We start from the raw sequence: 14609 nt of genomic DNA, 5'->3' as shown, positions 1-14609 counted from the left end.
TAACGTGATCTCAATGGCAGGAGAAAGCCATATGGGATGGAGAATATGCTAGATAATGTACTCGTTCCTTCGGATCTGAAGGCGGCTTTTGACGCACTGGCCAGTTCGCGGTCCAGCGCGCTCCTCTCCGGCGGGACATTGCTGATGCCGGAGATCAACACCAAGGCCGGTGTGCTTGATACACTGGTATCGCTCCGCAAACTCAGTCTCTCGGGGATAACGGTCGAAGGCTGTCGCGCCACCATCGGAGCCACCACAACGCTCGACGCGTTTGGTCGCGATCCGCGTCTTGCCGTGTTGTCGAACGTTATCGAGTCGATCGCCTCGCCGCCGATCCGCAATGTCGCCACTGTCGGCGGCAATCTCTTCACCGCCAACGGAGGCGACCTGGCGGTATCGTTAATGGCACTTGATGCCGAAGCCGAGGTCGCAAGCGAAAATGGCACGCGCCGGACCTCCGTCGCGGAGATCGTCAGCAAAGGTGTCGGGCACGAGGAGATTGCCACGCGTGTGACCTTCGATATCCCCGACCGCAACAGCTGGTTCTTCACCAAGGCAATGCGGCGAGCGTCGAACTCGGGGGCCATCGTCACGATTGCCGCCCACCTGACAATCGAGGACGGCCTTGTCAGCACGGTCAGACTTGTACTCGGCGGCGTCGCGCCACGCCCGGTCCGCGCATTGACGGTCGAAAAGGCGCTGATCGGCAAACCGCTGGATGCGGAACATGTCACGGCGGCAGCCGCCGCCTTCGAAGAAGACACGGAGCTCTATTCCGACGCGATTGCCAGCGCCTGGTACCGCGCCCGCGTTATCCCGGTTCATATACGCCGGGCTCTGACCGGCGCCTGACGTGCATACCGCTCCACACTTCGACAAATGGCCGCAGGTCGGCAGAAGAGGAAAAAATGGCCTCACGGATTGTGACGCTTCTTGTCAATGACGCAGTTCAGGAACTGCTTGTGAAACCCGGAACAACCCTGCTCTCCGTTCTGCGTGATCAGCTTGGACTGACCGGAACGAAGCGCGGTTGCGAAGAAGGCACCTGTGGCGCCTGCACCATCATTCTCGATGGAAAGCCGGTGCGCTCCTGCCTCATCCCGGTGGAAACCGTGGACGAGTCTCAGGTCAGGACGATCGAGGGGCTGGAGCAGGACGGCGATCTCTCGCCGCTCCAGAAGGCGCTGGTCGAGGGCTTCGCCACCCAGTGCGGCTTCTGCAACGCCGGAATGCTGATGGTGGCCACAGCGCTGCTTGAGGAAAACCCCGACCCCACTGACGATGAGATCGTGCGAGCCATCTCGGGCAATGTCTGCCGCTGCACCGGCTATCACCCGATTATCCGCGCGATCAAGGTGGCGGCGGCTGAGATGCGTTCGGCAAAAAATGCCGAAGCCCTGGTCACAGAGTGAGGAGCGCTGACATGGACGACCAATCATCCTCGGAAACCCTGGATCGCAGCTACTTCGCCGACGAGCGCAAGGACGACCTGCATGTCATCGGTGCGACCGTTCCGCGGCTTGATGCGCGCGGCCACGTTACCGGTACGACCAAGTATTTCGAAGATCACCTTTTCCCGAGAACGCTGCACATCAAGATCTGTCGTGCCGCGCGCCATCACGCCGCGCTGCGATCCGTCGACACCGCGCCGGCGATGCGGGTTCCCGGCGTGGTCCGCGTTATCACCGCCAGGGATGTGCCGGAAAACTGGTATACGGTGCTTCGCCTGATCAATGTCGGCCCGAACGACGAGCCTGTGCTGGCGGAAGACCGTGTGCGCTACTGGGGCGAGCCGATCTGTGCCGTGATCGCCGAAACCGAGGCGGCAGCGTTGGAAGGCGCCAGCCGGATCCGTGTCGACTACGACGATTTGCCGGCCGTGTTCGATGTCGAAGACTCGCTGAAACCGGATGCACCGTTGGTCAATCCGGTTCATGGCCATAATTACTTCGAATATGAAGGGCATCCGTTCCGCCGCATCCGCTTCGGAGACGTCGAAGAGGGTTTCGCGGCCGCTGACCGGATCTTTGAACACCGTTATCAGTCGCGCCCCATCGAGCAGGCGCCGGTCGAGACCACGGGCTGCATTGTCAAGCCGGAGGGCGATGGCCGCCTGACCATTTATTCCGATACCCAGGCCTGCTTCTTCACGCTCGACAACGTGGCGCTCATACTGGACGTGCCGACCGCCAAGTTGCGGGTGATCGGCGGCACCGTCGGCGGTGGTTTTGGCGGCAAGGTCGACGTGATGGTCGAGCCGCTTGCCTGCATCGGCGCCATGCTGACCAACAGGCCGGTGAAATTCGTCTATGACCGCGCCGAGGAAATGCAGGTATCCTCCCCGCGCGCGGCAGAGCGCATCTACATCAAGGATGGTGTGACCAATGATGGCCGGATCCTGGCCCGGAAGATGACCTATTATGTCGATTCCGGCGCCTATTCGCGCCACACGCCCTATGGCACGACAAAAGCGTCTGCGCATGTGCCGGGACCCTACTCGATCCCCAATGTCTGGGCGGATTGCCACTGCGTCTTCACCAACCGTACGCCATCCAGTGCGATGCGCGGTTTCGGCGTGACGATCGCCGACTTTGCACTGGAGAGCCAGATGGACCGCGAGGCCAGGGCACTCGGTATCGATCCCCTCGTGTTCCGGCTGAAGAACGCCTACCGCGACGGCGACATCAAGGCACACCGCAAGGTGGTCGAGGGCGCGGCGCTGGTGGAGGTGATCCAGCGTGCAGCGGAACTGGTCGGGCACGACCTGCCCGAGGACTGCAAGAAAATGTCGTCTCTGACGCGGGAGGGCTTGTGATGACCATACTCTATGGACGCGGCTTTGCCGCCGTAAATTACCCGACTGGCATGAACCTTGGCGGCGATCCTTCGCAGGCGCTTGTCCATGCCACAACGACTGGCAATTTCGTCGTTACCCTGTCTTCGGTCGACCTCGGCCAGGGCATCAAGACAATCGCGGCGCAATGCGCGGCGGAGGTCCTCGGGCTGTCGGTTGACAACGTCATGGTGGAGACCGCCGATACCGACACCGGCCCGCACTGCATGGGAACCTTCGCAAGCCGCGGCACGCACCGGGTGGGCAATGCCGTCATCATGGCGGCGCGCGAGGCGCGTGAGGTCATGCTTGAGGTGGCCGCCGAGGAGATGGAAGTCGACCCGGCAGACCTGGAAACCGACGGCAGTGGCTATATCAAGCTCAAGGGCTCGGAAGAGAAAAAGATCAGTATTTTCGATGTGGCCGGGATTGCGCACTTCCAGCAGGGCAGGACCATCTCCGGACGCGGCATGTTCCTGAAGCCCAGGAGCTACCCCGTTCCGGAAACCGGCGAGATGGATCCCGACTCTGCGCAGTCACATGCCTGCACAGTGATCGATGTCGCCGTGGACGACGAGACCGGTGTGGTCGATATCGTGAAGATCTTCAGCGTCTACGAAATGGGCCGCGCCCTCAACCCCGCCATGGTGCATCAGCAGATTGCCGGCGGTGCGTGGATGGGTGTTTCCCATGCCCTCTACGAGACGACAGAGCCATACTATCCCGACCGGTCGCATGGACCGACCGACTTCTCAAGTTACCTGATGCCCGGACCGGGCGACACGCCTCCGGTTACCAGCGTCATTCTGGAACGTCCGGTCCAGAACGGGCCGTTCGGCGGCAAGGGCATCGGCGAGATGACGGCCAATTCGCCCATCCCGGCCGTCGCGAACGCGATCTTCGACGCCTGCGGCGCGCGCGTCGAGGAACTGCCCATTACACCCGAACGGGTGTTGCGTGCACTCGATATCGCGCGCAACAGCGCCGTGGAGGGCTGAAGATGCAGGCGGCACTGCCAACCATGAACAGCCCCCGTGCTGTCCAGCAAGAGTTGGAGCGTGTCGGCTATTTCGCCGATCTCGGCCTTGCGACCGCGATCTTTCTGAGTGTCAGCCTCGGCAAGCCGTTGCTTCTCGAAGGCGAACCCGGGGTCGGCAAGACTGAAGCTGCCCATGCGCTGGCCGCCATCACCGGGCGCGAACTTATCCGGCTTCAGTGCTACGAGGGGCTTGAAGCGGCACAGTCTCTCTACGAGTGGAACTATCCCAAACAGCTGTTGCAGATGCGCCTTGGCGCAGGCGAGACGGCAGCGTTGTCTGATATCTACACGCACGACTTCCTTTTGGAGCGACCGCTTCTGCGGGCATTGCGACAGGCCGAGGGCGCGATCATCCTGATCGATGAGATCGACCGGGCCGATGCGGAGTTCGAGGCCTTCCTGCTGGAATTCCTCGGCGATTTCCAGATCACGATCCCCGAGCTTGGAACCATTTCGGCATCCGTTCCGCCGATCGCGGTTCTCACCTCGAACCGGACTCGCGACCTGCACGACGCCCTGAAACGCCGCTGCGCCTATCACTGGATCGACATGCCGGACCCCGAATTGGAGTTGCGGATCATCAAGGCCCGCGCACCGGGGTTGCAGGCAGATGCAGCAGCCGCGCTCGTGGAGGCCGTCAGCCATGTCCGCAGCCTGCCGCTTTCGCGCCAACCGGGGATTTCGGAGAGCGTCGAATGGGCGATGAGCGCCATGGCGTTGGAACAAAGCGGCGAGGACTGGCCAACCGCACTGCGACTTTCGCTCGGGCTTCTGGTCAAGGAACAGGAAGACTTGGCCCATGTCATGTGCGAGGCGGATTTGCTGCCGGGGAGCATGGCATGAGCATGCGGGCGGAACAGCATCTCAACGGGTTTCTGGATGCGCTGGCGCATGCCGGCCTCGCAATGTCGCTGATCCGTCGCAGCGATTTCCTGCGGGCGATGACGCTCACTGACCTTTTGTCGGTTGAGGATCTGTACTGGACCGGCCGCATCACGACCGTCTCCCGTGTCGAAGATATCGACACATATGACCAGATATTCAGTGTGTGGTTCAAAGACGGAAAGACGGTGCTCGAGGAGACAGTCGAGCAGACGGACGAGAGCGAGAGCGATCAACCGCCCGAGATGTCGACTTCCGGGGACGCGCCATCAGTTGAGTGCGATGATGGCACCGGCCAGCAGGCGAGCCCGGACGAGTTGCTCACCAACCGGCGCCTGCCGCAGACCGGCCCCGAAAAGCGTGAGATCTGCCGGCGTATCGCCCGAACGGCGGCGTCCGTTCTCCCCCGCCAGCGGGCGCGCCGTCTGGCGCGATCCCCGCGGCATGGCGTGCTGGACATGCGCCGCGTTGTTTCGCATCTGCGGCGCAGCGACGGCGAAATCATTGACCTCTTCTATCGCAAACGCCCGTTGCGTCTCCGCCGTGTTCTGATGCTGATCGATGTGTCCGGGTCGTTGAAGACCACGAGCCCCGATGCCCTGCGTTGTGCGCATGCACTGATGCAGGCCGCCCCGCAGATGGAGGTGTTCACATTCGGCACCCGTCTCACACGGGTCACCCGCACGCTCGCGCGCGGCGATATCGACGACGCGCTGCAGCGTCTGTCGGATGTGATCTACGATTTCGACGGCGGCACCCGCATCGGACCGAGCTTCGAAGCCTTTCTTGGCGAAAACCGCCTTCAGACCCTGGCACGGGGCGCTCTGGTGATCGTGGTTTCGGATGGTCTGGAGCGTGGCGATATCAGCGCGATGCAAGGGGCGACAGAGCGACTGGCCCGGCTCGCACACAGGCTCGTCTGGTTGACACCGCTGATGGGCGACCCGGCCTTTCGGCCGGAAACGCGCGGTCTGAAGGCCGTTCTGGGCGCCATTGACCGGCTCGGCAATGCAGCGACGCTTGGCGCCCTTTGCGACGAAATCTCCGGGCTGGACGAACAGGTTGAAAGACGCGCGCGCCGCGGCGTGGCGTCACGATGGATGAGGCCGGTGCCCGTTTCCGGGCGGCCTGACGACACAAGCAATACCGGGAGGGTGCTATGACTTTGGTCGATTGCCATTTTCATGTCTGGGAACGACAGAACCTCGATTGGCTGAACGGTCCGATGCAGCCGCGCATCTTCGGCCCCTACGAGCCGATCCGCCGTGATTATCCGATCGAAGAATACAAGGCCGATGCGCAGTCGGCAGGGGTCGAAAAGGCGGTCTATGTCCAGCCGAACTGGGGACCGGGCCGGGAGATCGAAGAGGTTCGGTGGGTAGAAGACCTGGCTGAACGTACGGGGTGGCCACACGCTATCGTCGCGCCGGCCAACCTGATGGACGACAGCTGCCTGGAGGTGATGCAGGAGGAAGCGCGCATCTCCAGCCGAATGCGTGGCTGCCGCCAGCAGCTCCACTGGCACGAGAACCAGCTTTACCGCTACGCGCCTGTGCCGGACCAGATGAACGACCCGGCTTTCCGCCGCAACCTCTCCCATGTCGAGGAAATGGGATGGCTGTTCGAGCTGCAGGTATTCTCCGGCCAGATGGAAAACGCTGCAAAGCTGGTGCGCGACTTCCCCGGCATCACCTTCGTGCTTGTGCACGCCGGCATGCTGGAGGGCGATGATCCGGAAACCGTGGAGGCCTGGCGGTCGGGAATGGCGCTCTTGGCGGAAAACCCGAATATCGCGATCAAGTTCAGTGGTCTGGGCACCTTCGTTCACCGGGTCGATCAGGACCTGATCAGCAGCACCATTGATGACTGTATCGGGATGTTCGGTTCCGAACGGTGCATGTTCGGCAGCAACTTCCCGATCGAGAAACTCTGGACGGACTATCCGACCATGCTGGCGGCCTACCGGACAGCGCTGGAACGCTATTCGGATGAGGAGCGCGCCAATGTGCTCGGCGCGACGGCAGAGCGGATCTACGGGATCTGACGTTCCGTTGATGGCTGGCTTCGGGGCGGGATCCTTCTCAAAAAAACAGCCGCACCGAAGCCGGCATGCGAGCAGTTGAGAAGACGGGATGTGTGAGGCCAACGGGCCGAAACACTGGAGCAAGATGGGAGTACAACGATGGTGGCCCGGCTGAAAGGCAAGCGTGCGTTCGTTACTGGCGCAGGACAGGGCATTGGGCGAGCAGTCGCTATCGCCTTTGCGCAAGAAGGCGCAGAGGTCGTCGCGGCGAGCCGAACGGCTTCGAAAATGGCGGACCTGCCGGAGATTGCACCGGCAATCGAAACCGTGGCGCTGGATGTGACCGATGCCAATGCCGTGCGTGGCGCCATCGCCGATGCTGGTCGGATCGACATCCTGTTCAACTGCGCGGGCTGGGTCCACAACGGCACGATCCTCGACTGCTCCGAAGAAGACTGGGCGCGCAGCCTCGATCAGAACGTCACCTCCTGCTACCTCACCATTCGCGCGGCACTGCCGCAAATGATCGACCGCGGGTCCGGCTCTATCATCAACGTTTCGTCGGTGGTTTCCAGTATCTCGGGCGTTCCCAACCGGGCGGCTTATGGAGCGGGCAAGGCGGCATTGATCGGACTGACCAAGGCCGTTGCGCGCGACGTCATCCGCAGTGGCGTGCGTGTAAACGCCCTCTGCCCCGGCACCACCGCATCCCCTTCGCTTGACGAACGCATCGCGGCCCTGGACGATCCGGAGCAGGCGCGTCGCGATTTCATCGCCCGTCAACCGATGGGGCGCTTGGGCGAGCCGGATGAAATGGCCGCAGCGGCAGTCTATTTCGCCAGCGACGAGTCCGCCTTCACGACCGGCCAGACACTCATCGTCGATGGCGGGCAGACGATATGACTGCGGCTCTGAAAACCAGTTATTTTCACCAGTCGGAACGATCAGAACAGAAAAATGCGTTCGAACGGAGGAGCAGGTGACACAGGGTACAGAAGGCCTGGCCATTCAGGCCCGTGGGATATGCAAGTCGTTTCTTGGCGCCCGGGCACTGGATGAGGTCGATTTTTCCGTGGCGCGCGGCGAGGTGCACGGCCTTGTCGGCAAGAACGGCGCCGGAAAGTCGACCCTGGTCAAGATCCTCGCCGGGGCGCAGCCACCCGATGCCGGTGAAATCCAGGTCGGCGGGCGGCGTTATTCGTCGCTCGATCCTCTCGCGTGCCGAAAGGCCGGCATAGCGGTCGTCCATCAGAACGCGGAACTCCACCTCGACCTGTCGGTGGCGGCCAATATCTTTCTCGGCGCCGAACCGCGGACCCGCTTCGGTTTGGTTGACGAAGCCACAATGGCCAGAAAGGCCAAGGCACTCCTCGATCAGATGAACCTGCAGGTTCCGGTCGATAGCCGCCTGGGTGATCTGGATATCGCGCTCAGGCAGCAGGTGGCCATCGCGAAGGCCGTCCACAAGGATGCCGCAGTCCTTCTCCTCGACGAGCCCACGGCCGCGCTGAACAAGAACCAGGCCGAGTTCCTGTTCCAGTTGATCCGCGATCTGGCGGCGAAGGGGCTGGCCATCGTCTATATTTCGCACCATCTCGACGAGGTGCTCGCGATCTCGGACCGGATCACAGTGCTGCGCAACGGCCGCACGGTTCACGTCGTGGAAGACCGCTCGGCCGACAAGGAGGCCCTGATCTCGCTGATGGTCGGACGTGACCTTGAAAGAACGGTGCGCAAAACGGTAACGACCTCGTTTCCGCAGGTTCTTCTCAGCCTGCGCACGATCAATCTTCCGGGCAAGCTCCGCGACATCTCCTTGACGCTCGGCGCGGGGGAGATCATCGGCCTCACCGGCCTTGTCGGCAGCGGTACGCGTGAACTTGCAGAAGTGATCAGCGGTGTAACGCGTGCCGACGGTACGATGGTATTCGGCGGCAAGCCATTCGCACCGGCAACCGTCCGGGAGGCGATCACGCGGGGCGTCGTGTTCATTCCCGAAGATATGCGCGGGCGCGGTCTCGTGATGCCGATGCCGGTTTCCGGCAACATCTCTCTTGCCGCGCTCGGCAAGCTCGCACGCTTCTCCTGGCTGAACCTTGGCGGCGAGCGGGATGAGGCATTGCAGATGTCCGACCGGCTCGACCTGCACCCTCGCGCGCCCGAAAAGGAAGTCCGGTTCCTGAGCGGCGGCAACCAGCGCAAGGCGCTGCTCGGCCGTGCGATCTTTGCCGGAGCGAAGCTCTTTGTTCTCGAAGATCCGACCCAGGGCGTCGACGTGGAGGCGCAACGTCAAATCCATGATCACCTGCGCTCGCTCGCGGCGGCCGGAGCCGGCGTCATCTTCCTGTCAACGGATCTGGAGGAACTGATCGACCTGGCGGATCGAATTCTCGTCCTTAGGGAAGGCCGGATCAACCGCGATATGACCCCTGTGGGGCTGACGCCCGAAGCGCTCCTCACGGCCATCCAAGCCCAGTCAACGGAAGCTGAAGCTCATGTCTGATGCCACACCCATTTCCATGACGGATAAAAACGACACAAAGGCGAAAACGCCCAAATTGGCCACGGTCGGCCGCTACACACTTCTGATAACACTCGTCGCGATCGTTATTCTGACGGCGGTCGGAAATCCGCGCTTCCTGAGCGCCAACAACCTTCTCAATATCCTGTTCCAGGTGTCGGCGCTCGGTATCGTTGCCTTTGGCCAAACCATTCTGCTGATCGGCGCAGGACTGGACCTGTCGGTGGGCGCCATGCTCTCGGTGGCGGGGCTGGTCTGTGCGCTGACCATCGCCTCGACCGGCTCTGTCCTGCTCGGCGTTCTGGCCGGCATCCTTGCCGGCGGCTTCATCGGTTGCATCAACGGGCTGCTGGTGTCGACCAACCGGGCGACCCCCTTTATCATCACGCTGGGCATGATGACCTTTCTTCAGGGGGTCGCCATCATCATCAGCGGCGGCAGTCCCGTGAACGGGTCCGGAGCCCTGTTCGATGTCTTCGGGCTTGGGACGCTGGCCGGCATTCCCTATCCGGTCTACGTGATGGCGCTTACGCTCGTCGCGGTGTTCCTGGTGATGCGCAGCACCACGCTCGGCCGCTACGCTTTTGCGGTTGGCGGCAACGAGGAGGCTGCCCGGCTATCGGGCATCCCCGTGCGGCGTCTGAAGATTGCGCTCTATGCCCTCAACGGCCTGTTGGTGGGTGTGGCGGCGGTGGTGCTGACCGGCATCCTCGATTCCGCCCTTCCGAACATGGGGACCGGATACGAACTCAGAGCGATCGCGGCCGTGGTGATCGGCGGCACTCCGCTCCTGGGCGGGCGTGGCACCGTGATCGGCACGCTCGGCGGCGTCCTGCTGCTTGGGCTCGTCAGTAACAGCATGAACCTGCTTGGAATTGGCGCGAACTACCAAAGCGTCGTTCTGGGACTGATCATCACGGCCGCCGTCATCCTGCAGCGGTCGCGTTGAAGCCGCGCGTTATCGCGTGTGGCCCATCTAAACCACGACTAACGGGAGGAGTGAAAATGACAGGATATAGGTTAAAACTGGCGATTGCGACATCTGTCGCCGCCCTGACGGTTGCGTCCAACGCCAATGCGGAGACCTTCGCATTCATGCGCGCTGGGCCGGACCCGTTCTACCAGTACGGGATGGAAGCCGTGCAGATGGCAGGAGAGGCGCTTGGTGACGACATTGTCACCTACAATGCCAACAACGACTCGACCCAGGAGCTGGCCAATATTCAGGATGCCATCACCCGCGGGGTTGATGGCATCCTGATCTATGCGGTCTCGCTCTCTTCTGAGAAGGCGGCGATCGCTCAGGCGCAACGCGCCAATGTGCCGATCTTCTTCGAATACGGTTACGATCCCGCGCTGCTCGACAAGGTGGCGGGTTTCATGCAGATTGATGTTCCGACCTTCGGCATCCCGGTGGGTGAGTTCATCGGCGAGCAAGTCCCCGAGGGCAAGGTCGCCATTATCAGCGGCAAGCTCGGGCGCGGCGATGCGGAGGCTTACTCCGAGGGGTTCAAGACCGGACTTGCCAACTCCGGGTCCAAGGCAGAGGTCGTGGCCGAGGTGCCGGGCGACTGGAACCGGCAAACGGCGCTCGATGCGACCTCGCAAATCCTGACAGCGCATCCGGACCTCAAGGCCATTTACGTTCACAACGACGACATGGCCGTCGGTTCATCGATTGCCATCGAGCGCGCCGGCAAGACCGGCGAGGTGCTTCTGGCGTCGGGAACGAACGGCGCCCCCTATGGTCTCGATCTTATCAAGGAGGGCAAGCTCGCCGTATCCTATGCCAACCCGCCCTCAAGCGCCTCCGTGATGGCCTACCGACTGCTCAAGGGCGTGGCTGCGGGCGAGGTCGAACCGGGACACTACTATGAAGCCCCGTCGCTTCTGGTGACCATGGACAACATGGACGAGGCGCAACCCTGGGACCCGACGCCCGAGCAGGTCACCGAATGGCTGGAGCTTCCACTTGCCGAACCCGTCGTGCCGGCGCCCGGACAGGAATAGTTCGACTGACAACCAACGACAATTCCTCCGCCGCCCAAACGGTGGTGGAGGAATCAACAACTAGCCTTCATGGCGGGCGTGGACTCCTACACCTTCCGACGGGTGTTTTGCCGCCAGAACGCCAAAAGCCCCGCTGGTTTTCACCGATCGGGGCTTTTATATATCGGATAAGTAAATTTGGTTGCGGGGGCAGGATTTGAACCTGCGGCCTTCAGGTTATGAGCCTGACGAGCTACCGGGCTGCTCCACCCCGCGTTATGCTTGTGTATTCCGGCAACAAAAAAGCCGCCTTATCGGCGGCTTGGTATCGGCAGTCGCCGTTTGATTGTTTTGAGAAGATATTCTTTGCTCAGCGCGACTGCGCGTCGCCGACAGTTCGGCGCGCCGTGTGCAGCGTGGCCGCAGGCCACATTGGCGTGAACACATAAACGATGTTGCATTTGGCAGACCTGGCAGCGACTTACTCTCCCGTGCCTTAAGACAAAGTACCATCAGCGCTGGGGCATTTCACGGCCGTGTTCGGAATGGGAACGGGTGTTAAGGACCCCGCCATAACCACCAGGTCAGCCAAATGCAGCATGTTTTCGAGAAGCTGGAAGAGTTGTTTTGTCCTCAGATTTGTTTGCGCTCACGGGCGTACCGGCCCTTTCAGGGCCTGCCCTGCGCGGGCGCCTCGCATAAGCTCGGACGCGCAGTCGCGCTTGCGAAGCCTTTGGGCTTCGGTCCTTTTCCCTTGCTCTGCAAGAGTATGGAACGAACAAGGTCGTGAGGTCTGTTGTTGTATTGGCGCTTCGTCAGTCAGCAGTCACAATGCCTGTCGAGGGACGACCCTCAGCAGCTTGCCTGCGTCGCGAAGCGGCCCGTCCGGAGCGCAGCGGCCAAAGGCCGCGACAGCGTCAGGACATAAAGTTGATCGTGAAGCCGAAGGCTTCGCGATAAACATAAACAATGAGAACGATCAAGCCGATCGAGCGATTAGTACCGGTAAGCTTCACACATTGCTGCGCTTCCACACCCGGCCTATCAACGTTGTCGTCTACAACGGCTCTGATAGGGAACACTCGTTTTCAGGTTGGTTTCCCGCTTAGATGCCTTCAGCGGTTATCCATTCCGTATATAGCTACCCTGCTATGCGGCTGGCGCCACAACAGGTCCACCAGAGATACGTCCATCCCGGTCCTCTCGTACTAGGGACAGATCCTGTCAATATTCCTACACCCACGGCAGATAGGGACCGAACTGTCTCACGACGTTCTGAACCCAGCTCACGTACCGCTTTAATTGGCGAACAGCCAAACCCTTGGGACCTGCTCCAGCCCCAGGATGCGATGAGCCGACATCGAGGTGCCAAACAACCCCGTCGATATGGACTCTTGGGGGTCATCAGCCTGTTATCCCCGGCGTACCTTTTATCCGTTGAGCGATGGCCCTTCCACGCGGGACCACCGGATCACTATGACCGACTTTCGTCTCTGCTCGACTTGTCAGTCTCGCAGTCAGGCGGGCTTATGCCATTGCACTCAGCGAACGATTTCCGACCGTTCTGAGCCCACCATCGCGCGCCTCCGTTACTCTTTAGGAGGCGACCGCCCCAGTCAAACTACCCACCATACACTGTCCCGGATCCGGATAACGGATCGCGGTTAGACATCCACGAAGATAAGGGTGGTATTTCAAGGATGGCTCCACGCAAACTGGCGTCCGCGCTTCAAAGCCTACCACCTATCCTACACATGTCTTGGTAAATGCCAGTGTAAAGCTATAGTAAAGGTGCACGGGGTCTTTCCGTCTGACCGCAGGAACCCCGCATCTTCACGGGGAATTCAATTTCACTGAGTCTGCGTTGGAGACAGCGGGGAAGTCGTTACGCCATTCGTGCAGGTCGGAACTTACCCGACAAGGAATTTCGCTACCTTAGGACCGTTATAGTTACGGCCGCCGTTTACTGGGGCTTCGATTCAATGCTTGCACATCTCCTCTTAACCTTCCAGCACCGGGCAGGCGTCAGACCCTATACGTCGTCTTAAAGACTTCGCAGAGCCCTGTGTTTTTGATAAACAGTCGCTACCCCCTGGTCTGTGCCACCTCTCAATACTTGCGTACAAAGAGGTCACGCTTCTTCCGAAGTTACGCGTGCAATTTGCCGAGTTCCTTCAACGCAGTTCTCTCAAGCGCCTTGGTATACTCTACCTGACCACCTGTGTCGGTTTCGGGTACGGTCTCACGACGGGGCTATTTCCTGGAACCGCTCCACCGCACACTCAATCCAATAAGAATGTACGATTTGTGCAATCCGTCACCACCGCCTGGCCCACGAATATTAACGTGGTTCCCATCGACTACGCGTTTCCGCCTCGTCTTAGGGGCCGGCTAACCCTGCTCAGATTAACTTTAAGCAGGAACCCTTGGTCTTTCGGCGAGAGGGTCTCTCACCCTCTTTATCGTTACTCATGTCAACATTCGCACTTCCGATACCTCCAGGAGCCCTCACGGGTCTCCCTTCATCAGCCTACGGAACGCTCCGCTACCACGTGGATAAATCCACATCCTCAGCTTCGGTGCATGGCTTGAGCCCCGGTACATTTTCGGCGCAAAGACCCTTATTTAGACCAGTGAGCTGTTACGCTTTCTTTAAATGATGGCTGCTTCTAAGCCAACATCCTGGTTGTTTTGGGATCCTCACATCCTTTCCCACTTAGCCATGACTTGGGGACCTTAGCTGGAGGTCAGGGTTGTTGCCCTTTTCACGACGGACGTTAGCACCCGCCGTGTGTCTGCTGAACAGTACTCTTCGGTATTCGCAGTTTGGTTAGGATCAGTAAGACGGTGAGTCCCCATAGCCCATCCAGTGCTCTACCCCCGAAGGTATTCATTCAACGCTCTACCTAAATAGATTTCGCGGAGAACCAGCTATCTCCGAGTTTGATTGGCCTTTCACCCCTAGCCACAAGTCATCCCAATCTATTGCAACAGATGCGGGTTCGGTCCTCCAGTTGGTGTTACCCAACCTTCAACCTGCTCATGGCTAGATCACTCGGTTTCGGGTCTAATGCAGCTAACTAATTCGCCCTATTAAGACTCGCTTTCGCTGCGCCTACACCTATCGGCTTAAGCTTGCTAGATACACTAAGTCGTTGACCCATTATACAAAAGGTACGCCGTCACCCTTGCGGGCTTCGACTGTTTGTAGGCATCCGGTTTCAGGTTCTCTTTCACTCCCCTTGTTGGGGTGCTTTTCACCTTTCCCTCACGGTACTGGTTCGCTATCGGTCATGCACGAGTACTTAGGCTTGGAGCGTGG

At 60.5% G+C, this 14609-nt stretch carries 11 protein-coding genes, 1 tRNA gene and 2 rRNA genes (1 of these 14 only partly in view); 11 read left to right on the top strand and 3 right to left on the bottom strand.

Annotated elements, in window-relative coordinates; genetic code table 11:
* Positions 1-45 precede the first annotated feature (45 nt).
* The 11 genes from ACHZCU_RS08715 (at position 46) to ACHZCU_RS08665 (ending at position 11308) form a co-directional block, all read left to right on the top strand.
* Positions 46-852 carry an FAD binding domain-containing protein gene (locus tag ACHZCU_RS08715; protein ID WP_319518449.1) on the top strand — a complete coding sequence of 269 codons (807 nt, stop codon included), beginning with the start codon at positions 46-48 and terminating at the stop codon, positions 850-852.
* A 56-nt stretch (positions 853-908) separates the two neighbouring features.
* Positions 909-1412 carry a (2Fe-2S)-binding protein gene (locus ACHZCU_RS08710; protein WP_319518448.1) on the top strand — a complete coding sequence of 168 codons (504 nt, stop codon included), beginning with the start codon at positions 909-911 and terminating at the stop codon, positions 1410-1412.
* A gap of 11 nt (positions 1413-1423) precedes the next feature.
* Positions 1424-2815 (top strand): molybdopterin cofactor-binding domain-containing protein, encoded by a 1392-nt coding sequence (locus ACHZCU_RS08705; RefSeq protein ID WP_319518447.1) that lies wholly within the window; start codon positions 1424-1426, stop codon positions 2813-2815.
* Entirely contained in the window at positions 2815-3831 is a 1017-nt protein-coding gene (locus tag ACHZCU_RS08700) for a molybdopterin cofactor-binding domain-containing protein (protein WP_319518446.1), read from the top strand. The genes ACHZCU_RS08705 and ACHZCU_RS08700 overlap by 1 nt, the downstream gene beginning before the upstream one ends.
* A 23-nt stretch (positions 3832-3854) precedes the next feature.
* Positions 3855-4715 (top strand): AAA family ATPase, encoded by an 861-nt coding sequence (locus ACHZCU_RS08695; RefSeq protein ID WP_394706040.1) that lies wholly within the window; start codon positions 3855-3857, stop codon positions 4713-4715.
* Positions 4712-5917 (top strand): VWA domain-containing protein, encoded by a 1206-nt coding sequence (locus ACHZCU_RS08690; protein WP_319518445.1) that lies wholly within the window; start codon positions 4712-4714, stop codon positions 5915-5917. Before ACHZCU_RS08695 ends, ACHZCU_RS08690 begins: the two co-directional genes overlap by 4 nt.
* The gene (locus ACHZCU_RS08685) at positions 5914-6798 is read left to right on the top strand and encodes an amidohydrolase family protein (protein WP_319518444.1); all 885 of its coding nucleotides are present in this window, start codon (positions 5914-5916) and stop codon (positions 6796-6798) included. The genes ACHZCU_RS08690 and ACHZCU_RS08685 overlap by 4 nt, the downstream gene beginning before the upstream one ends.
* A gap of 138 nt (positions 6799-6936) precedes the next feature.
* Positions 6937-7680 (top strand): SDR family oxidoreductase, encoded by a 744-nt coding sequence (locus ACHZCU_RS08680; protein WP_319518443.1) that lies wholly within the window; start codon positions 6937-6939, stop codon positions 7678-7680.
* A gap of 76 nt (positions 7681-7756) precedes the next feature.
* Positions 7757-9280, top strand: a complete 1524-nt coding sequence (locus tag ACHZCU_RS08675; RefSeq protein WP_319518442.1) for a sugar ABC transporter ATP-binding protein — start codon at positions 7757-7759, stop codon at positions 9278-9280.
* Positions 9273-10247 (top strand): ABC transporter permease, encoded by a 975-nt coding sequence (locus tag ACHZCU_RS08670; protein ID WP_319518441.1) that lies wholly within the window; start codon positions 9273-9275, stop codon positions 10245-10247. Before ACHZCU_RS08675 ends, ACHZCU_RS08670 begins: the two co-directional genes overlap by 8 nt.
* Positions 10248-10303: 56 nt before the next feature.
* Positions 10304-11308 carry a sugar ABC transporter substrate-binding protein gene (locus ACHZCU_RS08665; protein WP_319518440.1) on the top strand — a complete coding sequence of 335 codons (1005 nt, stop codon included), beginning with the start codon at positions 10304-10306 and terminating at the stop codon, positions 11306-11308.
* Positions 11309-11486: 178 nt separating this feature from the next.
* Here ACHZCU_RS08665 and ACHZCU_RS08660 read toward each other — a convergent pair.
* The 3 genes from ACHZCU_RS08660 to ACHZCU_RS08650 all read right to left on the bottom strand — a co-directional run.
* A tRNA-Met gene (locus ACHZCU_RS08660) sits at positions 11487-11563 on the bottom strand.
* A gap of 192 nt (positions 11564-11755) precedes the next feature.
* Positions 11756-11871: ribosomal RNA gene (gene rrf, locus ACHZCU_RS08655) — 5S ribosomal RNA — on the bottom strand.
* A 391-nt stretch (positions 11872-12262) separates the two neighbouring features.
* A 23S ribosomal RNA gene (locus ACHZCU_RS08650) occupies positions 12263-14609 on the bottom strand (it continues 601 nt past the right edge of the window).

This window comes from uncultured Martelella sp. (assembly GCF_963677965.2).
GTDB classification, from domain to species: Bacteria; Pseudomonadota; Alphaproteobacteria; order Rhizobiales; family Rhizobiaceae; genus Martelella; species Martelella mangrovi.
Note: the sequence above shows the minus strand (reverse complement) of the source record. Positions and strands in the feature narration are given on the sequence as shown.